Consider the following 22,924-nt stretch of genomic DNA (forward strand, 5'->3'; position numbering starts at 1 on the left):
GGTCACAGAGGAGGGTGGCGACGGTGCGACAAATACGGTGGTAGAAGAGTATGCCGCAATACCCCCCTCTGCCCTGCCGGGCATCTCCCCCTCAGGGGGGAGATCGACTCGTGGCACCCTCTCACTCCAAAATGGACGTCCGAACCACCCGTCCCTTCAGAGCCGGGTGACGAACACCGTCACGATCGGCTTCTTGCCCCAGGCCTCGTTGGCGGCGGAGCGGACGGCACGGCGGATCGCCTCGCGGACCATGTCGAGATCCTTCCGGCGGGCGCGCGGAATGCTTTCGACGGCGCCGAGCACCGCGTCATAGAGCGTATCCTCCATGTCCTCGCCCTCGTCGTCGAATTCCGGCAGGCCGAAGGCGATGAGATCGGGATCGGTGACGAAGTCATAGCGGGTGTCGAGCAGGACGTTGACGGAGACGTGGCCGACGAAGGAGAGCTTGCGGCGGTCGCCGATGCCCATTTCCTCAAAATCGCCGATCAACTTGCCGTCCTTGAAGATACGCCCATGTGGCGCTTCGCCGATCACCTCGGCCGGACCGGGCGCGAGACGCAGGATATCGCCGTTGCGGACACGCGGAATGGTCTTGATGCCGGCGGATGCGCCGAGTTCGGCCTGGGCCGTCAGGTGCGCCGCCTCGCCATGGACGGGCACGAGGATCTGCGGGCGGGTCCATTCGTACATCTGTACCAGTTCGCTGCGGCGCGGATGGCCGGAAACGTGCACCAGCGCGTCGCTATCGGTCACTATCTTGATGCCCTGCTCGATCAGGCCGTTCTTGATCTCGATGATCGCCTTCTCGTTGCCGGGAATGGTGCGCGAGGAGAAGACGACCGTATCGCCTGCGGTCAGCGCCACGTGGCGCATCTCGTCGCGGGCGATCTTGGCGAGCGCTGCGCGCGGCTCGCCCTGGCTGCCGGTCAGGATCACGACGATCTTGTCGCGCGGGATATAGCCGTATTCGTCCTCGGCGATGAAGGGCTTCAGGCCTTCCATGATGCCGATATCGCGGGCGACGCCGACGACGCGCTTCAGCGAAGAACCGAGCAGCAGCACTTCGCGGCCGGCGGCGTCCGCGGCCTGGGCGATCGAGCGAATGCGGCCGACATTCGACGAGAAGGTGGTGATCGCCACCCTGCCCTCGGCGGCCTCGATGATCTTGCGCAGCCCTTCGGACACTTCCTCCTCGGAAGGCGAAACGCCCTCGCGCATGGAATTGGTGCTGTCGCACATCAGCGCCAGCACGCCCTCGTCGCCGATCTTGCGGAAGCGCGTCTCGTCGGTGAACGGTCCGAGCGACGGCGCATGGTCGATCTTCCAGTCGCCGGTATGGACGACATTGCCGAGCGGCGTGCGGATGACCAGCGACATCGGCTCGGGAATCGAATGGTTGACACCGATCGCCTCGATCTCGAACGAGCCGATATTGATGCGGTCGCCGGCCTTGAAGATCGTCACCGGGATTTCGGCGCGCGAACCTTCGTAGTTGCGTTTCGCCTCCAGCATGCCGGCGGTGAACGGCGAGGCGTAGACGGGCACGTTGAGGCCCGGCCAGAGGTCGTTCATGGCGCCGTAGTGGTCCTCATGCGCATGGGTGATGATCATCGCCTTGAGATGGCTGCGCTGGCTGGCGAGGAAGCGGATATCCGGCAGCACGAGATCGACGCCCGGCAGCTCCGGCCCCGGAAAGGTCACGCCGCAGTCGACCATGATCCACTGGCGCTTCTCCGGCGTTCCATAGCCGTAGAGGGCGAGGTTCATGCCGATCTCGCCCACGCCGCCCAGCGGCAGAAACACCAGTTCTTCTTGGTTTGCCATTTTCTTTGTCTATTCCATTCCTTGAAAAAATACATCACCGGCGGCGATCGACATCAACGCGCCCAATCCGGTGTCGAGCAGCAGAAATCCTTTGTCATCGATACCTGCGAATGTGCCAACAAGCGAGCCATCCGGCAGGTTCACGGTGATTTTTTCGCCGATACCGCAAGCAACTTCGCGCCAGCGCCGGCTGATTTCGGGCGTGCCCCGGCCCTCGTCCCAGGATTCCAGAACCTGCGCCATCTCCCTGAAAAGATGCGCAAAAAGCTCATCCGGCGAGATGTTGGCGCCGTGGTCGGCAAGCCGGGTCACCGCATAGGCAGCACTATCGGGCATGTGGCGGATATTGATGCCGATGCCGATGACGAGCGCGCGGCGGCCGTCCGGCAGTCCCTCGCCTTCCAGCAAAATACCACAGGTCTTTTTGCGGCCGATCAGGATATCGTTCGGCCATTTGACGTCGAGCGGCTCGCCGCCCGGCGGCAGGACGGACTTGACGGCGGCGTGAACTGCGACCGCGACCGCAAGCGGCAGAGAACCAATGCGCTCCGGCGGCGCAGGATCGATCAGCAGCAGCGATGCATAGAGATTGCCGGGTTCCGATGTCCAGGCCCGGCCGCGGCGACCACGGCCGGCGAGCTGGCGCGTCGCGGTCAGCCACAATAAACCGGAATCGCCCGCGCGGGCGCGGGCGAGACATTCGCTATTGGTGGATCCGACTTCGTCGAGCGCCTCGTGGCGGAACGCATCGAGCGAGAAGCGGCCCCTTGCTCCCGGCATTCTCAGAAGAAGGACTTCGCTGCGGCACTTGCCGCCGTGCCGATCGGTCCGCCGATCAGCACGTATGCCACGACGAAGAGACCGGAGAGGCCGAAGACCAGCCGCAGTTCGCCGGAGATGCGGGCGAACTCGCCCTTGGCTTCATCGAACCACATCAGCTTGACGATGCGCAGGTAATAATAGGCGCCGACGACGGAGGAGAGCACGCCGATAACCGCCAGCGCGTAAAGCTTGGCTTCGATCGCCGCGACGAAGACGAAATACTTGGCGAAGAAGCCCGCGAGCGGCGGAATGCCGGCCATCGAGAACATCAGCGCGGTCAGCACCACCGCCATGAACGGCTTGGTGGAGAACAGGCCGGCGAGATCGTCGACATTCTCGACGTTTTCACCGTCCTTGCGGCGCATCGCCATGATGCAGGCGAAGGTGCCGAGCGTCATAACCATGTAGATGGTCATGTAGAGGACAACGCCGGAGACCCCCGTTTCGGAGCCGGCGGCAAGACCGACAAGCGCGTAGCCCATGTGGCCGATCGAGGAATAGGCCATTAGTCGCTTGATGTTGCGCTGGCCGATCGCGGCGAACGAGCCGAGCAGCATGGAAGCGATCGATACGAAGACGATGATCTGGCGCCAGTCTGCGACGAGCGGCAGGAAGGCGTCCGAAACGATGCGCACCAGGATCGCCATGGCGGCAACCTTCGGGCCGGCAGCGAAGAAGGCCGTGACCGGGGTTGGCGCGCCTTCATAAACGTCCGGCGTCCACATGTGGAACGGCACGGCGGAGATCTTGAAGCAGGCGCCGGCGAGCACGAAGACCATGCCGAAGATCAAGCCCAGGCCACGGGTCTCGGCGGAAAGAACCTTGGCGATGCCTTCGAAGCCGGTATTGCCAGTGAAGCCGTAGACCAGCGACATGCCGTACAGCATCATGCCGGAGGAGAGCGCACCGAGAACGAAGTATTTCAGACCGGCTTCGGTCGAGCGCAGGCTGTCCCGGTTGAAGGCGGCGATGACGTAGAGCGCCAGCGACATCAGTTCGAGAGCGAGATAGAAGGCGATCAGGTCGTTCGCCGAGATCAAGAGCAGCATGCCGAGCGTCGAGAGCACCAGCAGGACCGGGAATTCGAAGCGATTGAGCTGATCCGACTTCGCATGGCCGACGGACATGACCATGGCGGTGATCGAGCCGACCAGCGCCAGCACCTTCATGAAACGGCCGAAGGCATCGAGCTTGAAGGCGCCGCCATAGGCCACGCCCTCGCCGGGCATGAAGATCAGCCAGAGGCCGGCCACCGCAAGCAGCGCCACCGCAAGCCCGGTCACCGTCGGCGCGGACTTGTCGCCGGAGAAGACGCCGATCATCAGAAGAGCGAGCGCGCCCACGGCCAGGATGATCTCCGGCATCGAGAGCTGCAGGCTTAGGGAGAGAATTTCAGCGGTCATGTCCAGTCGTGTCCCGTCTCAGTGCACGTTGAGTGCAAGGTCTTTCGCTGCTGCCAGGGCTGCGGAATAATTGTTCACCAGCAGGTCCACCGATGCCGCCGTCGCATCGAAGATCGGCGCCGGATAGAAGCCGTAGAAGATGGTGAGCGCGATCAGCGGATAGAGGATGAGCTTTTCGCGGCCGGAAAGGTCGAGCAGGCCCTTGAGGCTTTCCTTCTCGAGTGCCCCGAAGATCACCCGGCGATAGAGCCAGAGCGCGTAGGAGGCCGAGAGGATGACGCCGGTTGCCGCAAACAGCGCGACCCAGGTGTTGACCCGGAAGACGCCGATGATCGTCAGGAACTCGCCGATGAAGCCCGACGTGCCCGGCAGGCCGACATTCGCCATGGTGAAGATCATGAAGGCGACGGCATATTTCGGCATGTTGTTGACGAGGCCGCCATAGGCGGTGATCTCGCGGGTATGGAGGCGGTCATAGATCACGCCGACGCAGAGGAAGAGTGCGCCCGAGACGATGCCGTGCGACAGCATCTGGAAGATCGCGCCCTGCAACCCTTGAACGTTCGCCGCAAAGATGCCCATGGTCACGTAGCCCATGTGGGCGACCGAGGAATAGGCGATCAGCTTCTTGATGTCGTCCTGCATCATCGCCACCAGCGAGGTGTAGATGATGGCGATGACCGACAGCGAGAAGACCAGCGGCGCGAAATGTTCGGACGCGATCGGGAACATGGCGAGCGAAAAACGGATCATCCCGTAGCCGCCGAGCTTCAGCATGACGCCGGCCAGGATGACCGAACCTGCGGTCGGGGCCTGGACGTGCGCGTCCGGAAGCCAGGTATGCACCGGCCACATCGGCATCTTGACCGAGAAGGCCGCAAAGCAGGCGAGCCAGAGCCAGGTCTGCATGCCGGCCGGGAAGCCGTATTTCAGAAGTTCGGTAATGTCGGTCGTGCCGGCCTGCCAGTACATGGCCATGATGGCGAGCATCATCAGTACCGAGCCGAGCAGCGTATAGAGGAAGAACTTGTAGGACGCGTAGACGCGGTCCTTGCCGCCCCAGACGCCGATGATGACGAACATCGGGATCAGGGTCGCTTCGAAGAAGACGTAGAAGAGCACGACATCGAGCGACACGAAGACGCCGGTCATGACCACTTCCAGAAGCAGGAAGGCGATCATGTATTCCTTGAGGCGCTTCTCGATCGTATTCCAGCTGGCGAGCACGCAGAAGGGCATCAGGAAGGTCGTCAGGATGACGAACAGCATGGAAATACCGTCGACGCCGAGATGGTAGGAAATACCGGTGCCGAGCCAGTCATGCTTCTCGACCATCTGGAAGCCGGCATTCGAATTGTCGAAACCGATCCAGATGAACAGCGAAACGATGAAGGTGAAGACCGTCGTGAACAGCGAGACGTTGAGGATGTTGCGGCGCCCGAAGGGGCCGTCTTCCCGAGTCAGAAGCAGCAACAGCACGCCGACCAGCGGCAGAAAGGTGACCGTCGAGAGAATTGGCCAGTCGGTCATTAGATTGAGCTCCCGAGCATCATCCAGGTGACGAGGGCGGCGATGCCGATCAGCATCGCGAACGCATAGTGATAGAGGTAACCGGACTGCAGCTTGACCACCCGGTTGGTGACGTCGACCACGCGGGCGGCAACGCCGTTCGGGCCGTAGGTATCGATGACGCCGACGTCACCCTTCTTCCACAGGAACCGGCCGAGCGCCTTGGCGGAGCGGACGAAGAGGAAGTCGTAGAGCTCGTCGAAATACCACTTGTTGAGCAGGAACTCGTAGAGAACCTTCTGCGAAGCGGCGAGACGCCGGGGCGTCGAAGGCGACTTGATGTAGAAATACCAGGCGGTGACGAAACCGAGCACCATGGCGATGAACGGGCTCAGCGCCACCAAAGCCGGCACGTGATGGAATTCGTGCAGCAGTTCGTTGTGTTGCGAGGTGAACAGCGCGCCCTTCCAGAATTCGGCATATTCCTCGCCGTAGAAGTAACCTTCGAAGATAAAGCCCGCCAGCACCGCACCGAGCGCCAGGAGATAGAGCGGGACCAGCATGACATTCGGCGATTCATGCACATGGTGCATGACATCGGCGGAAGCGCGCGGCCTGCCGAAGAAGGTGAGGAAGGCAAGACGCCAGGAATAGAAGCTGGTGAACAGGGCGGCGATGACCAGGAGCGTGAAGGCGAAGCCCGATACCGGCGAATGCGAGGCATAGGCAGCTTCGATGATCACGTCCTTGGAGAAGAAGCCGGCGAAACCGATTGGCGTGAACGGGATGCCGACGCCGGTCAGCGCAAGCGTGCCGATCGTCATCATCCAGAAGGTGACCGGAATGTGTTTCCTCAGGCCGCCCATGTAGCGCATGTCCTGCTCGCCGTCGACGGCATGGATGACCGAGCCGGCGCCCAAGAACAGCAGCGCCTTGAAGAAGGCGTGGGTGAAGAGGTGGAAGATCGCCGCGCCATAGGCTCCGACGCCGAGCGCCACGAACATGTAGCCGAGCTGCGAGCAGGTGGAATAGGCGATGACGCGCTTGATGTCGTTCTGGACGAGGCCGACGGTCGCCGCGAAGAACGCGGTGATCGCGCCGATGACGGTGACGACCAGCAGAGCGTTGGGCGACAGTTCGAAGATCGGCGACATGCGGGCGACCAGGAAGACGCCGGCGGTGACCATGGTCGCGGCATGGATGAGCGCCGAGACCGGGGTCGGGCCTTCCATGGCGTCAGGCAGCCAGGTGTGCAGCAGGAACTGCGCCGACTTGCCCATGGCGCCCATGAACAGCAGCAGGCAGACGACGGTGACGGCGTTCGCCTTGTCGAGCGACATGCCGAAGATGTTGACGACCGCCTGGGCCGCCTCCGGCGAACCTTCGGCCGGCAGATAGGTGGCGGCAGCGGCGAAGATCGTCTCGAAGCTGATCGAGCCGAACAGCACGAAGACGCCGGCTATGCCGAGCACGAAACCGAAGTCGCCGACGCGGTTGACGATGAAGGCCTTCATCGCGGCAGCCGAGGCCGATGGCTTCTTGTACCAGAAGCCGATCAGCAGGTAGGACGCGAGACCCACGCCTTCCCAGCCGAAGAACATCTGGGCGAGGTTGTCGGACGTGATCAGCATCAGCATCGCGAAGGTGAACAGCGACAGGTAGGCGAAGAAGCGCGGACGATGTGGATCGTGATGCATGTAGCCGATCGAATAGACATGCACGAGCGTCGAGACGGTGTTGACGACGACGAACATGACCGCCGTCAGCGTATCGACGCGGAAGGCCCATTCGACATCGATGCCGCCGGACTGGATCCAGCGCATCACCGGAACCTTGATCACCTCGCCGGCCTCGCCATGGGCGAGCCCGACCTGCAGGAAGACGATCCAGGAGAGCACGGCTGCGATGATCATCAGGCCGCTGGTGACGTATTCGGACGCCTTTGCGCCGATCGAACGGCCGAACAGGCCGGCGATCAGGAAGCCGATCAGGGGTAGGAAGACGATTGCCTTGTAGATCATGACCCGATCAGCCCTTCATCATATTGACGTCTTCGACGGCGATCGAACCGCGGTTGCGGTAGAAGACGACGAGAATTGCAAGACCGATGGCGGCTTCTGCAGCCGCGACGGTCAGAATGAACAATGCGAACACCTGGCCGACGATGTCGTTCAGGAAGGAGGAGAAGGCCACCATGTTCAGATTGACCGAGAGCAGGATGAGCTCCACCGACATCAGGATGATGATGACGTTCTTGCGGTTCAGGAAGATGCCGAAAACGCCGAGCGTGAAGAGGATGGCGCTGACCGTGAGATAGTGGGAAAGTCCGATTTCCATGTGCCTGTTCCTTGTTCCCGCTCGCTCAGATGCCCTGGCCCGGCTTGACCTTGACCACTTCGACAGCGGTCGCGGGCGTGCGGGCCACCTGCTGGGATATATCCTGCCGCTTGATGTTGGTGCGGTGGCGCAGCGTCAGCACGATCGCGCCGATCATCGCCACCAGAAGCACCAGACCGGCGATCTGGAAGAAGTAGACGTAGTTTGTATAGAGCACATCGCCGAGGGCGGCCGTATTGGTGCGGGTCGCCGGGTTCGGGATCGGCATGGTGATCGACTTCGCCGCTTCCGGCGTCAGCACGCTGCCGCCGATGACGACGACCAGCTCGGCCGCAACGATCAGGCCGACCAGAATGCCGATCGGCGCATATTGCAGCACGCCGGAGCGCAGCTCCGTGAAGTCGATATCGAGCATCATGACGACGAAGAGGAAGAGAACCGCGACCGCGCCGATATAGACGACCAGCAGGATCATCGCCAGGAATTCGGCGCCCGTCAGCAGGAAGAGGCCGGCTGCGTTGAAGAAGACCAGGATGAGGAACAGCACCGAGTGCACCGGGTTCTTGGCCGAAATGACCATGAACGCCGACGCCACCGCGATGAACGCGAAGAGATAGAAGAAGATTGCCTGCAGACCCATCGTGGTGCCTTTTCGTCCCTCACCGGGCGTGGGGCAAATACCCCATCCCGTCGAAACCCGGGCTTGTGATAGGCGCCGGGTATTTCATCCAGATGTTACCGGCGCGCTGCCCGCTGAATTGGGACGGCGCCGGACAAATCACCCCGCCTTAGCGGTAGGGCGCATCGATTGCGATGTTGCGAGCGATTTCACGCTCCCAGCGGTCGCCGTTTTCAAGCAGACGCTCCTTGTCGAAATAGAGTTCTTCGCGCGTCTCGGTCGAGAATTCGAAATTCGGGCCCTCGACGATCGCATCCACCGGGCAGGCTTCCTGGCAGAAGCCGCAATAGATGCACTTCACCATGTCGATATCGTAACGCACCGTGCGGCGGGTGCCGTCGTTGCGGCGCGGGCCGGCCTCGATGGTGATCGCCTGGGCAGGACAGATCGCTTCACAGAGCTTGCAGGCGATGCAGCGTTCCTCGCCGTTCGGGTAACGGCGCAGCGCATGCTCGCCGCGGAAACGCGGGGAGACCGGGCCCTTTTCGAACGGATAGTTGATCGTCGCCTTCTGCTTGAAGAAGTAGCGCATCGACAGGAAGAACGCCCCGACGAACTCCTTCAGGAACAGCGAATTCACGGCTTGGCCGAGACTTGCCATCTTATTCTCCAATACTGCCGGAAGCGTTGGGGGACGTGTTCATGATCATGCCCATCCCATCAGCTTCAGCACGAATGCGGTGATGACGACCATGGCGAGCGACAGAGGCAGGAAGATCTTCCAGCCCAGCCGCATGAGCTGGTCGTAGCGGTAGCGCGGTACGAAGGCCTTCACCATGGCGAACATGAAGAAGACGAGCATCGACTTCAGCATGAACCAGATGATGCCCGGCACCCAGTTGAGGATCCAGATATCGACCGGCGGCAGCCAGCCCCCGAGGAACAGGATGGTCGTCAGTGCGCACATCAGGCAGACGGCCGCGTATTCGCCGAGCATGAACATCATGTATGGCGAGGAGCCGTACTCCACCATGAAGCCGGCAACCAGTTCCGATTCCGCTTCGGGAAGATCGAAAGGCGGGCGGTTGGTTTCGGCGAGTGCCGAGATGAAGAACACCACGAACATCGGGAACAGCGCCAGCCAGTGCCAGTCGAGGAACGAGGCCGGCAGGCCCATCATCGTGCCGAGGCCGTCATGCTGTGCATTGACGATGTCGGTGAGATTGAGCGAGCCGACGCAGAGGAGCACGGTGACGATGACGAAGCCGATCGAGACCTCGTAGGAGACCATCTGCGCCGCCGAGCGGAGAGCGCCGAGGAACGGGTATTTCGAGTTCGAAGCCCAGCCACCCATGATGATGCCGTAGACCTCGAGCGAGGAGATCGCAAAGATATAGAGGATGCCGACATTGATGTTGGCGATGACCCATCCGTCTGCAAGCGGCACCACAGCCCAGGTCGACAGGGCCAGAAGCACGGCAACCAGCGGTGCGAGCAGGAAGACGGCCTTGTTGGCGCCAGCCGGAATGATCGGCTCCTTGAAGACGAACTTCAGAAGGTCGGCGAAGGACTGGAACAGGCCGAAGGGGCCGACGACGTTCGGGCCTCGGCGCAGCTGCACGGCTGCCCAGATCTTGCGGTCGGCGAGCAGGATGTAGGCGATGAAGACGAGCAGGCAGACCAGCAGCAGCAGCGACTGCGCGACCATGACGATGCCCGGCCAGACGTAGATGGAAAAGAACGAATCCATGTTCAAAATTACTCCGCCGCAGCCTGGAAATTGTTGCGGGCCAATGCCGAGCATTCAGCCATGACGGCCGAAGCGCGAGCGATCGGGTTCGTCAAATAGAAGTCTTTGATCGGCGACGCAAACCCGGACTTCGTCATCCCACCGGCTTTTTGGCCAAGTGCGGCAATTTCGTTCACCGAGCCCGCCGCAATCTCGTCGACGGCGGCGAAATGCGGGTAATCCGCATAGAGCTTCGCACGCAGGGCGCCCAGCGAATCGAAGGGCAGCTTCTTGCCGAGCACATCGGAGAGCGCGCGGATGATCGCCCAGTCTTCGCGGGCCTCGCCCGGTGCGAAGCCAGCACGGTTGCCCATCTGGACGCGGCCTTCGGTATTGACCCAGGTGCCCGACTTTTCGGTGTAAGTCGCACCCGGCAGGATGACGTCGGCATTGTGCGCGCCGGCATCGCCGTGGCTGCCGATATAGACGGTGAACTTGGCGCCCTTCTTCGAGAAGTCGAGTTCATCGGCGCCGAGCAGGAAGAGAACGTCCATGCCAGCGACCTGGGCGGCGGCGTTGGCGCCGTTCGCACCCGGCACAAAGCCGAGGTCGAGGCCGCCGACGCGGGCAGCGGCGGTGTGGAGAACGGCAAAGCCGTTCCACTCTTCGGTCAGCGCGCCGACCGAACCGGCAAGCTGGGCGGCCGAGCTAAGGATCGCCGCCCCGTCCGGACGGGAGAGAGCCCCCTGCCCCACGATGATCATCGGGTTCTTGGCCGCACGGAGCTTGTCGGCGAAGCTGTTTGCACCGGAAGCGAGGTCGGAGAGCGTTTCAGCGCCGGCACCGAGATAGTCATAGACGTAACGCAGTTCGCTGACTTCGCCGATCACGCCGATCGGGAAGTTGCCGCGGCGGAAGCGTTTGCGGATGCGAGCGTTGAGAACGGCTGCCTCGAGGCGCGGATTGGCGCCGATCAGAAGCAGGGCGCCGGCCTGTTCAATGCCCTCGATGGTGGGGTTGAAGAGGTAGCTTGCGCGGCCGAGCGACGGATCAAGCGCCGTCCCGTCCTGGCGACAGTCGAGGTTTTCCGACCCGAGCGAGCGGATCAGCTCCTTCAGGGCGTACATTTCTTCGACCGAAGCCAGATCGCCAGCGATCGCGCCGATCTTGTTGGCCGAGGTGCCGGCAACGGCGGCCTTGATGGCGCCGAAAGCCTCGCCCCAGGAGGCAGCCTGAAGGCGGCCGCCCTTGCGGACGTAGGGGCGGTCGAGGCGCTGGGTCTTCAGGCCGTCCCAGATGAAGCGGGTCTTGTCGGAGATCCACTCCTCGTTCACCTGCTCGTTGACGCGCGGCATGATGCGCATCACTTCGCGGCCGCGGGTATCGACGCGGATCGCCGAGCCGACGGCGTCCATGACGTCGATCGATTCGGTCTTGTTCAATTCCCACGGACGGGCGGTGAAGGCGAAGGGGCGCGAGGTCAGCGCACCGACCGGGCAAAGGTCGATGACGTTGCCCTGCAGTTCCGAGGTCATGGCGCTTTCGAGATAGGTGGTGATTTCGGCATCCTCGCCGCGGCCGATCAGGCCGAGTTCGGAAATGCCGCCGACTTCAGTGGTGAAGCGGACGCAGCGCGTGCAGTGGATGCAGCGGTTCATCACGGTCTTGACCAGCGGGCCGATATACTTGTCTTCGACGGCGCGCTTGTTTTCCGTGTAGCGGGAACTGTCAATGCCGAAGGCCATCGCCTGGTCCTGCAGGTCGCACTCGCCGCCCTGGTCGCAGATCGGGCAATCCAACGGGTGGTTGATCAGCAGAAACTCCATCACGCCTTCGCGGGCCTTCTTGACCATCGGCGTGTTGGTGAAGACCTCCGGCAGCTCGCCGTTCGGGCCGCCGCGGATATCGCGCACGCCCATGGCGCAGGAGGCTGCCGGCTTCGGCGGTCCGCCCTTCACTTCGATCAAGCACATGCGGCAATTGCCGGCGACCGAAAGACGTTCGTGGAAACAAAAGCGCGGGACCTCGGCGCCGGCTTCCTCGCATGCCTGAAGCAGCGTGAAATGATCCGGAACTTCGACCTCTTTGCCGTCAACCTTCAGCTTAACCATCGTCTCACTTACGTCCTTAGTTCCATCCTTTGGGTCTCCTGGGGGTCAGGCGACTCGGGGACATATTCTTTTATTTCAACAGAGCTTTCGCCTGGCCGACCCAGTCGTCGCGGCTGATGCGTCCGTTGAGCCCCAATTCGTTGTCGAAGCGGGCGATATCGGCTTCATCCCAGGCAGCGACCTCAGCGAGGCTCGTTACACCCAGGCCGTTCAGCACTTCCACCAGCTTCGGGCCAATGCCCGAAATCTGTTTCAGATCGCCGCCGGCAGGTGCCTTGGCCTTGACCGTCTTCGCCTTGGGCGCCTTGACCTTCTTCGCCTCGACTACCGGCTTTGCCGGAGCTTTCGGAGCTGCGGCCTTGGCCGTCGCAACCTTGGCCTTGGCGGCCGGCTTCTTGACCGCTTCGGCCTTGGGCGCAGTTACGGCAGCCTTGGGCGCCGGTGCAGCTGCCTTGCGAGCCGGTGCGACCGGCTTTGCCTTCGGCTTTTCAGCGATCGCCGCGGGTTCTGAGACTGCGGCCGCGGCGGTCGGGGCCGGCGTTTCCGTGGCAGCGGACGCCTCAACCGGAGCCGCCGCGGAAGGAGCTTCTCCAGCAGCCTTCTGGCGATTGCTTGCTTCCATCGCGCCATGCAGCGCGCCGAAGAAAGCACCGGCCATCTGGCTGGCAATGCCGAAGCTGATCGCGGTTGCCGCGGCCATGTTCGCCATCAGCGGATTGAGCTTCATGGCCTCGGAAAAATCGGGCATTCGCGCGGGATCGTGCGCCGGACGATCCGTCGCCTCCCCTTCATGCTCCTTGCCCGACTTTGTCACTTGGCTACTCCGCAGCTTCGAGGACGGCGCCATGCGCCGTCGCGTTTCGGGTATACTGGTCGATACGCGCTTCGATCTCCGGACGGAAATGCCGGATCAGGCCCTGGACAGGCCAGGCCGCGGCATCGCCGAGCGCGCAGATGGTGTGACCTTCGATCTGCTTGGTCACCTGGAACAGCATGTCGATTTCGCGCTTCTGGGCATTGCCCTTGACCATGCGCTCAAGCACGCGCCACATCCAGCCCGTGCCTTCGCGGCACGGCGTGCACTGGCCGCAGCTCTCGTGCTTGAAGAAGGCCGAGATGCGGGCGATCGCCTTGATGACGTCGGTGGACTTGTCCATGACGATGGCGCCGGCCGTGCCGAAGGAGGAGCCGACGGCGCGCAGGCCGTCGAAATCCATCTGGCAGTCCATGATATCCTTGGCCGGCACGATCGGGCAGGATGCGCCGCCCGGAATGACCGCCAGCAGATTGTCCCAGCCGCCGCGGATGCCGCCGGCATGCTTGTCGACCAGTTCGCGGAAGGTGATGCCCATCACTTCTTCGACGGTGCACGGCTTGTTGACGTGGCCGGAGAGCATGAACAGCTTGGTGCCGACATTGTTCGGACGGCCCATGGACGAGAACCAGCCGGCACCGCGGCGCAGGATGGTCGGGGCAACCGCGATCGATTCGACGTTGTTGACGGTGGTCGGGCAGCCGTAGAGGCCCATGTTCGCCGGGAACGGGGGCTTCAGGCGCGGCTGGCCCTTCTTGCCTTCGAGACTTTCGAGCAGCGCGGTCTCTTCGCCGCAGATATAGGCGCCGGCGCCGTGGTGGACGTAGATGTCGAAATCCCAGCCGAGCTTGTTGTTGCCGCCGAGCAGGCCGAAATCATAACATTCATCGATCGCCGCCTGCAGCGCTTCGCGTTCGCGCATGTATTCGCCGCGCACGTAGATATAGGCCGTGTGGGCGCCCATGGCGAAACCGGCGATGACGCAGCCCTCGATCAGCGTATGCGGATCGTGGCGCATGATGTCGCGGTCCTTGCAGGTGCCGGGCTCGGATTCGTCGGCATTGACCACGAGGTAATGCGGACGGCCATCGCTCTCCTTCGGCATGAAGGACCACTTGAGACCGGTCGGGAAGCCTGCGCCGCCGCGACCGCGAAGGCCGGAGGCCTTCATCTCGTTGATGATCCAGTCCCGGCCCTTCTCGATGATCTCCTTGGTGCCATCCCAATGGCCGCGGCTCATCGCGCCTTTCAGGGACTTGTCCTTGAGGCCGTAGATATTGGTAAAGATGCGATCCTGGTCTTTAAGCATGTCTCACCTCTTACCGCGGCTTCTTACCGAAGACTCTAATGTATTCGGCCTCGCCGCCCTTGGCGAGCGCCTTTGCCTGCTTGACCCAATCGTCGCGATCGATGCGGCCCTTGAAGTTCAGATACCCGTCGACCCAGTCGCGCTCGGCCTTCTTCCAGGCGGAAACCTGCGCGAAGGTGAAGATGCCGAGTTCATGCAGCGTGCCCTCGATCTTCGGCCCGACGCCGGAGATCATCTTGAGGTCGTCCGGCTCGGCCGGCCTGTCGATGCCCTTCGGACGGTTCTTGTCGTCGAGCGACGGCTTTTCGACCTTGGCAGCGGCCGGTCTCGCCGGTGCGGTTGCCGCACCTGCCAAAGGAGGAGCGCCTTCGGCCTTGCTGCCGGCAGTCTTCGGGTCCGGCTCGCTCTTGGCGGTGCCGGAAAGCGGCTGCGTTTCGGCGGCCTTGGCATTGCTGGCGGAAGCCGCCGGCGCCGTTGCCGGCGTCTTCAGCGACGGATTGGTTTCAGCCGCCGTGTCCTTCGGACGGGCGGCATCTGCCGGAGGAATGCTGGCCGCGGCAGCGACCTCTTCGGCGCTCGGATGCGGATCGAGATTGGTGCGGACCGGCTTGATCTCGTCGTTCAAGGTCTGCGGCCCGCCCTCGGGCGCCGAGAAGATGCGATCGATCTGCGGGCCTGGCTTCACTTCGTGGCCCTTGCCGGCTTCGAAAGCGTCGATGATCTCTTCCAGGCGCTCAGGCGTCAGGTCCTCATAGGCATCCTTGAAGATGATGACCATCGGTGCGTTGACGCACGCGCCCTGACATTCGACCTCTTCCCAGGACAGCGTGCCGTCGGCATTCAGCGCGAACGGATCGTGGTGGATCTTGTGCTGACAGACCTTCATCAGGTCCTCGGCGCCGCGCAGCATGCAGGGGGTGGTGCCGCAGACCTGGATATGGGCGCGGGTGCCGACCGGCTTCAGCTGGAACTGGGTGTAGAAGGTCGCGACTTCGAGGACGCGGATATAGGGCATGTCGAGCTTGCCCGCGACGAACTCGATCGCCGCGCGGGTCACCCAGCCGTCCTGTTCCTGTGCACGCATCAAAAGCGGGATGACAGCCGATTGCTGCCGGCCTGCCGGATATTTCCTGATCGTTGCCTCGGCCCAGACGGAATTCTCATCATTGAAGGCGAAAATTGCCGGCTGCACCTGGTCTTCGGCTAATCGACGAACGGACATTCTTTTCCACGCCTTATCAGTTTATGGATCCACACCGCGATCTCGTGAGCGTCACGAATTCGCAGGCATAGGCAGACTTGTCTTTCTGCATGAACACTATGAACTTTGTTCCACTGGGAACGGAGGTTTTGATCTCGTATCCTTCCGACAGGAGATCCTTCATCGACTTCGATCCGCCGCTTTGCGTCGTAATCGCGCCATCCGTCTGGGCCTGCTGCGCAAACGCAGCCGGGGCAGCAGACAGAAGGCCCATGAAAACGACGGCGCGGATCATCAGCGGTCCACCTCGCCAAAGACGATGTCAAGCGAGCCGAGCACTGCCGAAACGTCGGCGAGCTGGTGTCCCCGACAGATGAAATCCATGGCCTGGAGATGGGCATAACCCGGAGCGCGGATCTTGCAGCGATACGGCTTGTTGCTGCCGTCGGCGACCAGGAAGACGCCGAACTCGCCCTTCGGCGCTTCGACAGCCGCATAAACCTCGCCGGCCGGTACGTGATAGCCTTCGGTATAGAGCTTGAAGTGGTGGATCAGCGCTTCCATCGACCGCTTCATCTCGCCACGCTTCGGCGGCACGACCTTGCCGTCCGCAGACGAGAACGGGCCGGTCTTTGCGTCACCGAGCAGGCGGTTGACGCACTGCTTCATGATCTTCACCGATTCGCGCATCTCGATCATGCGGATCAGGTAACGGTCGTAGCAGTCGCCGTTCTTGCCGATCGGAATGTCGAATTCCATGTCCGAATAGCACTCGTACGGCTGCGCGCGACGCAGGTCCCAGGCAGCGCCCGAACCACGTACCATGACGCCCGAAAAACCCCAGGCCCAGGCGTCTTCGAGCTTGACGACGCCGATATCGACGTTGCGCTGCTTGAAGATGCGGTTGCCGGTCAAGAGGTCGTCGATGTCGTCGAGCTTGGCCGGGAATTCATCGCACCACGTGCCGATATCCTCGACCAGTTCCGGCGGCAGGTCCTGGTGGACGCCGCCCGGGCGGAAATAGGCGGCGTGCATGCGGGCGCCACAGGCTCGCTCGTAGAACACCATCAGCTTTTCGCGCTCTTCGAAACCCCAGAGCGGCGGTGTCAGCGCGCCGACGTCCATCGCCTGCGTCGTGACGTTGAGGAGATGCGACAGGATGCGGCCGATTTCCGAATAAAGCACGCGGATCAGCTGGCCGCGGATCGGGATCTGGATATCCAGGATCTTTTCGACGGCGAGCGCGAAAGCATGTTCCTGGTTCATCGGCGCGACGTAGTCGAGGCGGTCGAAATAGGGAACCGCCTGCAGATAGGTCTTGGTCTCGATCAGCTTCTCGGTGCCGCGGTGAAGCAGGCCGATATGCGGATCGACGCGCTCGACGATTTCGCCGTCCAGCTCCAGCACGAGGCGAAGAACGCCGTGTGCCGCAGGGTGCTGCGGCCCGAAATTGATGTTGAAATTACGGACGTTATGTTCGGTCATGCTGCTCGCTCCATGCCGGGCGGATAACCGCGCCAAGCGGGAAAGAAGTGCGGTTGGCCGGCGCTGATGCGCCGGTCTCAGGCCTTGGCTTTTTCGTCACCCGGAAGGACGTAATCGGTGCCTTCCCACGGAGACAGGAAATCGAAATTGCGGAATTCCTGGCGCAGTTCGACGGGCTCGTAGACGACGCGCTTGGCGTTGTCGTCGTAGCGAACCTCGACGAAACCGGTGGTCGGGAAGTCCTTGCGCAGCGGGTGGCCTTCGAAACCGTAGTCGGTCAGGATGCGGCGCAGGTCCGGGTGGCCGGTGAACAGAATGCCGTAGAGATCCCAGGCTTCACGCTCGAACCAGTCGGCACCCGGATAGACCGAGAAGGCCGACGGAACCGGTTCGTCCTCGGCCGTTGCGACCTTGACGCGGATGCGCTGGTTCTGACGGGGCGACAGAAGGTGGTAGACGACGTCGAAACGCTTTTCGCGCGCCGGATAGTCCACACCGCAGATATCGATAAAGCTGATGAACCCGCACTGCACGTCGTCGCGCAGGAAGGTGAGCAGCGGCAGCAGGTTGTCCGCGGTCGCCGCCAGCGTCAGCTCGCCATAGGCGATCTCCGCCCCGGCCACGAGAGACGGGCGCGCTTCGCGGATGTAGGTCGAAAGCTCGTTCAGGGCTTCAGTCATGATCTTGTCCTCAAGCCCTCAGCGCTCGATCGTACCGGTCCGCCGGATCTTCTTCTGCAGCAGAAGCACGCCGTAGAGCAACGCCTCTGCCGTGGGGGGACAGCCCGGAACATAGATGTCGATCGGCACGACGCGGTCGCAACCGCGCACCACCGAATAGGAATAATGGTAATAACCGCCGCCATTGGCGCAGGAACCCATCGAGATGACGTAACGCGGCTCCGGCATCTGGTCATAGACCTTGCGGAGCGCCGGCGCCATCTTGTTGGTCAGCGTGCCTGCGACGATCATCACGTCCGACTGGCGTGGGCTAGCGCGCGGCGCAAAACCGAAACGCTCGACGTCATAACGCGGCATCGAAAGCTGCATCATCTCGACCGCGCAGCAGGCGAGGCCGAAGGTCATCCACATCAAGGAGCCCGTGCGGGCCCAGGTGATCAGCTCGTCGGTGGAGGTGACGAGAAAACCCTTGTCGGCGAGCTCGTTGTTGATCTCGCCGAAGAACGCGTCGTCGCTGCCGATGGGCTTGCCGGTATTCGGATCGATAATGCCCTTGGGTTGCGGCGCGACGAGAGTGCTGCCGTTGTCGACTACTCCCATTCCAGCGCTCCTTTCTTCCATTCATAGATGAAGCCGATCGTCAGAACGGCCAGGAATACCATCATCGACCAGAAACCGAACCAGCCGACCGCGCCGAAGGACACGGCCCACGGAAAGAGGAAGGCCACTTCGAGGTCGAAGATGATGAAGAGGATCGAGACCAGGTAGAATCGAATGTCGAACTTCATGCGCGCGTCGTCGAAGGCGTTGAAGCCGCATTCGTAGGCCGACAGCTTTTCCGAATCGGGCGCCTTGTAGGCGACGGCGAAGGGCGCAACCAGAAGCGCGATGCCGATCACCAGGGAAATGCCGATGAAAATCGCGATCGGGATATAGGAAGTGAGGAGTTCACTCATTGTATTCGATCCCAGCTTGCCTGAAGCGTCGGGAGACGACGCCTGAATATCAATGCACAGGCAAGCGAACGTGCATTGCAACAATGCCGTGGTTAGCGCAGGCGAAGCCGCGGCGCAAGCGTTTTGAATGTCGCATCCTGTGCCAAAATGGAGCATTTCAAACGATTACCGGCGGCTGTATCATGGCGACAACCATAGACCGTGATCGTGAGGGACCGGTGACGGTCGGATCGTTCAAGGAAGTCGGCTTTTTCTGGTAGTGAATGGCGCGAGTGACGGGGCTCGAACCCGCGACCTCCGGCGTGACAGGCCGGCACTCTAACCGACTGAGCTACACCCGCGCATAATGCCGACTGGCGGCGACCACCTTATGCGCGAGACGCGCAATCGGCGGAGAGTTCGAAGAAGAGAATGGCGCGAGTGACGGGGCTCGAACCCGCGACCTCCGGCGTGACAGGCCGGCACTCTAACCAACTGAGCTACACCCGCGCATTTCTCTTGAGGCCGAAACCTCTTGGCCGGGCGACCTCAATCGCTCGGTTGAGCGGCTAACTAAGAGGTTCGGGATCGGGTGTCAAGCGCGTTTCAAGACAAAAGGATGACGTTCCATCGCTTTGCCCTCTCCTGCCCCTGTCCAGTCGGCTCTTCCCCAAAAATTTCAAAAAAACATCATGAAAGCTCTTGCGGTTTTTCCGCGATCCGCATAGATCACGGCCACCGACGCGGCGGGCCTTGATGCTCCGCAACCGCGAACGGGCGATTAGCTCAGTTGGTAGAGCGCCTCGTTTACACCGAGGATGTCGGGAGTTCGAGTCTCTCATCGCCCACCATTCCCAACTTCTCTTCCCGTTCCGTTTCGGCTTTTTTCTGACAAATCGCGCTGTCCCGTGCTTCGGCTTTCGGCCGAACACGCGCAATCTCGTTCGATTCTTTTGGCTATCGCGGGGAAGAATATCGGCTCCGAGCGCGACACAGCGCTCCGTTCCGACCGCCCCATAGCCTCCGATCCATAAAGCATATCAAGCGTTTCATCGCCGACCGTTTCCGTGTTCCATTGATCATTTTGCGAATCTTTTCCGCCATTTCGTCCCCGCTCCTCAACCCGTTCCTAAAATCGGGTTCTGAAATGCCCGCCGGCAGATAACCGATCGGCCGGGCTTGGAACCCAAGGAGACAGGAATGGGAAAACATCGCCTCAGGCACGGAATCAACGCCACAGGCGCCCGATGCGCTCGAATCGATGAGGGCCGGACGGTCGGCGTTGGCGGCGGGAGGGGATGATGCTGGATCTCGGACTTTCCCTGACAGGCCCATGCACTTTTCCCATCGGCGGCGAGCCGCCCGAGGAGGACGGGTTCGTCCTGATGGATGCCGAGGGCAATGCGCTTGCCGACGCCGAAAACAATCAACTGACAATCAGCCAATTCACCGACCTCAAGGACTGACACGATGCCATCGCGCCAAATTCCGAAACTCTACATTCCTTCCGATGCCTCGGAGGCGGCCATCCGGGCAGCGCATGCGGCGGCGGTCGCAGCGGGCGGCGGGGGCACCATTCTGCTGCCGGATGCGACGATTGCGCTGACGGAACCGCTGCCGGTCGCTTCCGGCATCGGTTATCAGGGGGTGCAGCCGGTGCTCGACTATCTCAACGACAGCGTGCCGGACAGCGGATGGGATTTCGTCGGCGGCACCGTGCTTGCCGGCGACGGGACGTTTCCGGCCTTTGCCGCCAACGACGCCGATCTCGGTTCGCCGCATTCTCATATCACCGACGATTGCGTCACCGGCTGGCGTTGCGAGCATATCGGTTTTACCGGGTTCACGCGGGCGATCAGCATCGGGGCTGTGAACAATATCGGCCTGCAGTTTTCCACCATCCACGATCTCTTCATTCGCGACTGCGGCGACTGGGGCCTATTCCTCGCCAACTTCATGCACACGGATGTCTCGCGCATCTGGACGCATCTCTGTGAAAACGGCCAGTTTTACGGCGCCCTGCTGCCGGCCTCGACGCTGATGCCTGGAAACAGCCGCTTCGATTCGCTCTTCAACATCATCCCCGCCGATGGCCGGGACAACCGGCTCTGCCGGGGCATCGTGTTCGAGGCGGGCGGCACCGGCGCGCATCTCAACGAGATGTATGCCGACCGGATCCAGAACAACGCCTTCAACCGCGCCGAGCTTCTGATGAGCGCGACGTTATCGAGCGGCTCGGCGAGTATTGCCGTTGCGGACGGGGCCAAGTTCCGGGCGCGCATGCCGGTCACCTTCACGGGCAGCAATTACGGGGTCACGGCCGGGCGGGTCTATGTCGTCAAGTCGGTAAACGGCAACACGATCCAGATCGGAACCGCATTCACCTCCCCGGCCTTCACCGCGTCCGGAAACGGCTCGTTGACCCTTTCGTCCTGGGGCATGCCCTGTTTCGAGCTGAGTTCCCGCAACGAAGGCGCGTTCGTCTCCAATTCGCGCTTCCTCGGCGTGGATGTGGAGGGCGGCTCCGGCGCGGGTGTCTATGTCGAGAATGCCCAGGGCTGCGACATCAACATTTCCGAAGTGCCAGGCGACAGGAATGCCGACATCGTCGGGCGTGCCGCCGGCTTCAGCCGGTTCTACAGCGGCAACACGACAATCACCGATTTCGACACGGCCTCGGCCACCAGCCAGTTCCATGGCGCGCGCGGGACTGCCCGTCAAGCAATGCTGGCGGGTCTGTGGACCGACCATACTCGTGGCGGCCTGGCGTCGCTCAATATTCGTGGCGATGCTTGGGAAAACCAAGGTGATCTGGAGGTCAGGGGCGGCAACAGCTTCATCTATCCGAGATTCGGAATGGGAATGAAGTCGACGCTCAAGACAGCGAACACGACACTCCATCCGCTGGACGCAGGCCTCGTCACCTTCGAAGCTTTGTCGGCGCTCGTCTGCACCCTGCCGACCATTACCCATGCCTCGGATGCGTCCTCGCTGGTGGGGCTGCCGTTTCATATCGTCAATGCCGGATCGGCGGATCTAACGGTCAACACCAGCGGCACGCAGCTCTTCAACAAGATCTCGGGCAAGACCGGCTACACCCTGAATGCTGGCGAAAGCCTGCTGGTAGTCGCGGCCGAAGGGGCATCTTCGACGCTTTTCTGGGCCGCCTTCCCCAGCGTGGGTGTTGTGTGAACCGGACATTTATCGCTCCCCAATCGGGCTGTCGCTTCACAGCGGCAACCCGGTCAGCCGTGCCAGCGCCGTGCGCTTTTCCTCAGGCGTTGCCAGCGAACGGATCGACCGGTCGAGCTCCATGACTTTCGCACCGACGAGGAAACGGTACCAGCAGCCTTGCAGGACATGGTAGATCAGCCCTTCGCGGCCATCGAGGAAGCCGAGCTGACCGATATAGCGGAACAGGAAATAACCGAGCGCAGCGATAGGAAACGGCAGCCAGTTATAGATGTACTCCTTGATGAACCGCTTGACGGAAGCCTGCCGTGAGGATGCCTCTCTCGATAGGCTCCGGTCTTCGAGAAACAGGCCGTAGCGCCGGCCGAGGACATCGACGGCTTCACGGGTTGCATAGCTGTTGTGCTTGCTGGTGAAGAAGCTCAGATCGTTGAGATTGTGATCCGAGAACGGTGCCTCGAAAAGCACCGGGCGACCACCCGTTACGACGATATGTTCGTCCATCCAGCGGTCCTCGATCCGCCCTTGCCCTCGCCGCCAGATGCGGGTGAGGATGAGCGGATAACGCCCGCCATAGCGGATCCAGCGTCCGAGGAAGATGTGTCTTCTCCTCAGGTTGATGCCTGCGATATCGGGGCCAAGCGCGGGGAGTTTTCGGGCGATCTCAGCAGCTAGTTGTGGTTCGACCACCTCATCCGCGTCGAGACGCATGATCCAATCCGCGGCGATCGGCGCATTGTCGAGCCCCCATCGGAACTGCCGGGAGTGGCTGGTCCATGAGTTGAAAAGAACGGTTGCGCCAAGCGACCGGGCGATCTCGACCGTCCTGTCGGTCGAGAAACAATCGATGACAAAGACCTCAGAAGCAAAAGGCGCGACGCTTTTCAGGGCGCGGGCGATATGGCGTTCTTCGTTGAAGGTGAGGATGAGGACGGCGAGGCTGACCATTCGGCG

21 protein-coding genes and 3 tRNA genes are annotated in these 22,924 nt (G+C 62.0%); 3 read left to right on the plus strand and 21 right to left on the minus strand.

Going from position 1 to position 22,924, the window contains the following annotated elements:
* Positions 1-156 precede the first annotated feature (156 nt).
* The 20 genes from PMI07_RS30780 to PMI07_RS30875 form a co-directional block, all read right to left on the minus strand.
* A complete protein-coding gene (locus tag PMI07_RS30780) occupies positions 157-1,824 on the minus strand; it encodes a ribonuclease J (protein ID WP_007772668.1) in 1,668 nt (555 codons plus the stop codon).
* A gap of 9 nt (positions 1,825-1,833) precedes the next feature.
* On the minus strand, positions 1,834-2,604 hold the full coding sequence (locus tag PMI07_RS35195) for a biotin--[acetyl-CoA-carboxylase] ligase (RefSeq protein WP_007772669.1): 771 nt from the start codon (positions 2,602-2,604) through the stop codon (positions 1,834-1,836).
* 2 nt (positions 2,605-2,606) lie between these two features.
* Complete coding sequence (gene nuoN / locus PMI07_RS30790; protein ID WP_007772670.1) at positions 2,607-4,049, minus strand: NADH-quinone oxidoreductase subunit NuoN; 1,443 nt, start codon at positions 4,047-4,049, stop codon at positions 2,607-2,609.
* Positions 4,050-4,067: 18 nt separating this feature from the next.
* A complete protein-coding gene (locus PMI07_RS30795; RefSeq protein WP_007772671.1) occupies positions 4,068-5,579 on the minus strand; it encodes an NADH-quinone oxidoreductase subunit M in 1,512 nt (503 codons plus the stop codon).
* Positions 5,579-7,579: an NADH-quinone oxidoreductase subunit L gene (gene nuoL, locus PMI07_RS30800; RefSeq protein ID WP_007772672.1), complete on the minus strand. Its 2,001-nt coding sequence runs from the start codon at positions 7,577-7,579 to the stop codon at positions 5,579-5,581. The genes PMI07_RS30795 and nuoL overlap by 1 nt, the downstream gene beginning before the upstream one ends.
* A 7-nt stretch (positions 7,580-7,586) precedes the next feature.
* Entirely contained in the window at positions 7,587-7,895 is a 309-nt protein-coding gene (nuoK, locus tag PMI07_RS30805; protein ID WP_007772674.1) for an NADH-quinone oxidoreductase subunit NuoK, read from the minus strand.
* Between the two features lie 25 nt (positions 7,896-7,920).
* Positions 7,921-8,535, minus strand: a complete 615-nt coding sequence (locus tag PMI07_RS30810; RefSeq protein WP_007772676.1) for an NADH-quinone oxidoreductase subunit J — start codon at positions 8,533-8,535, stop codon at positions 7,921-7,923.
* A gap of 148 nt (positions 8,536-8,683) precedes the next feature.
* Positions 8,684-9,175, minus strand: a complete 492-nt coding sequence (nuoI, locus tag PMI07_RS30815; protein ID WP_007772678.1) for an NADH-quinone oxidoreductase subunit NuoI — start codon at positions 9,173-9,175, stop codon at positions 8,684-8,686.
* A gap of 45 nt (positions 9,176-9,220) precedes the next feature.
* Positions 9,221-10,264: an NADH-quinone oxidoreductase subunit NuoH gene (gene nuoH / locus PMI07_RS30820; protein ID WP_007772680.1), complete on the minus strand. Its 1,044-nt coding sequence runs from the start codon at positions 10,262-10,264 to the stop codon at positions 9,221-9,223.
* An 8-nt stretch (positions 10,265-10,272) separates the two neighbouring features.
* Positions 10,273-12,354 carry an NADH-quinone oxidoreductase subunit NuoG gene (gene nuoG / locus PMI07_RS30825; protein ID WP_007772684.1) on the minus strand — a complete coding sequence of 694 codons (2,082 nt, stop codon included), beginning with the start codon at positions 12,352-12,354 and terminating at the stop codon, positions 10,273-10,275.
* 70 nt (positions 12,355-12,424) lie between these two features.
* A complete protein-coding gene (locus tag PMI07_RS30830) occupies positions 12,425-13,102 on the minus strand; it encodes a hypothetical protein (RefSeq protein ID WP_155956704.1) in 678 nt (225 codons plus the stop codon).
* Between the two features lie 70 nt (positions 13,103-13,172).
* Entirely contained in the window at positions 13,173-14,477 is a 1,305-nt protein-coding gene (gene nuoF, locus PMI07_RS30835) for an NADH-quinone oxidoreductase subunit NuoF (RefSeq protein WP_007754583.1), read from the minus strand.
* A gap of 10 nt (positions 14,478-14,487) precedes the next feature.
* Entirely contained in the window at positions 14,488-15,699 is a 1,212-nt protein-coding gene (locus tag PMI07_RS30840; protein WP_007754585.1) for an NADH-quinone oxidoreductase subunit E, read from the minus strand.
* Between the two features lie 16 nt (positions 15,700-15,715).
* Complete coding sequence (locus tag PMI07_RS30845; RefSeq protein WP_007754590.1) at positions 15,716-15,973, minus strand: hypothetical protein; 258 nt, start codon at positions 15,971-15,973, stop codon at positions 15,716-15,718.
* A complete protein-coding gene (locus PMI07_RS30850) occupies positions 15,973-17,163 on the minus strand; it encodes an NADH-quinone oxidoreductase subunit D (protein ID WP_007754594.1) in 1,191 nt (396 codons plus the stop codon). Before PMI07_RS30850 ends, PMI07_RS30845 begins: the two co-directional genes overlap by 1 nt.
* A gap of 77 nt (positions 17,164-17,240) precedes the next feature.
* Positions 17,241-17,843, minus strand: coding sequence for an NADH-quinone oxidoreductase subunit C (locus tag PMI07_RS30855; RefSeq protein ID WP_024164317.1), 603 nt, complete (start codon positions 17,841-17,843; stop codon positions 17,241-17,243).
* Positions 17,844-17,861: 18 nt separating this feature from the next.
* The gene (locus PMI07_RS30860) at positions 17,862-18,443 is read right to left on the minus strand and encodes an NADH-quinone oxidoreductase subunit B (protein WP_007754646.1); all 582 of its coding nucleotides are present in this window, start codon (positions 18,441-18,443) and stop codon (positions 17,862-17,864) included.
* Positions 18,434-18,799 (minus strand): NADH-quinone oxidoreductase subunit A, encoded by a 366-nt coding sequence (locus PMI07_RS30865; protein WP_007754643.1) that lies wholly within the window; start codon positions 18,797-18,799, stop codon positions 18,434-18,436. The genes PMI07_RS30860 and PMI07_RS30865 overlap by 10 nt, the downstream gene beginning before the upstream one ends.
* A gap of 264 nt (positions 18,800-19,063) precedes the next feature.
* Positions 19,064-19,140, minus strand: a tRNA-Asp gene (locus PMI07_RS30870).
* A 71-nt stretch (positions 19,141-19,211) separates the two neighbouring features.
* Positions 19,212-19,288 (minus strand) — tRNA-Asp (locus tag PMI07_RS30875).
* 265 nt (positions 19,289-19,553) lie between these two features.
* On the opposite strand from PMI07_RS30875, the gene PMI07_RS30880 reads away from it, so the two are divergent.
* From PMI07_RS30880 to PMI07_RS30885, 3 genes are all read left to right on the plus strand, one after another.
* Positions 19,554-19,629, plus strand: a tRNA-Val gene (locus tag PMI07_RS30880).
* A 450-nt stretch (positions 19,630-20,079) separates the two neighbouring features.
* Positions 20,080-20,244: a hypothetical protein gene (locus PMI07_RS35200; RefSeq protein ID WP_007754640.1), complete on the plus strand. Its 165-nt coding sequence runs from the start codon at positions 20,080-20,082 to the stop codon at positions 20,242-20,244.
* A gap of 4 nt (positions 20,245-20,248) precedes the next feature.
* Entirely contained in the window at positions 20,249-21,970 is a 1,722-nt protein-coding gene (locus PMI07_RS30885) for a hypothetical protein (protein WP_007754637.1), read from the plus strand.
* A gap of 36 nt (positions 21,971-22,006) precedes the next feature.
* On the opposite strand, the gene PMI07_RS30890 is transcribed toward PMI07_RS30885, so the two are convergent.
* A complete protein-coding gene (locus PMI07_RS30890) occupies positions 22,007-22,918 on the minus strand; it encodes a glycosyltransferase family 2 protein (protein ID WP_007754634.1) in 912 nt (303 codons plus the stop codon).
* Positions 22,919-22,924: the final 6 nt, after the last annotated feature.

It is taken from the genome of Rhizobium sp. CF080 (genome assembly GCF_000282095.2).
Classification (GTDB): Bacteria; Pseudomonadota; Alphaproteobacteria; order Rhizobiales; family Rhizobiaceae; genus Neorhizobium.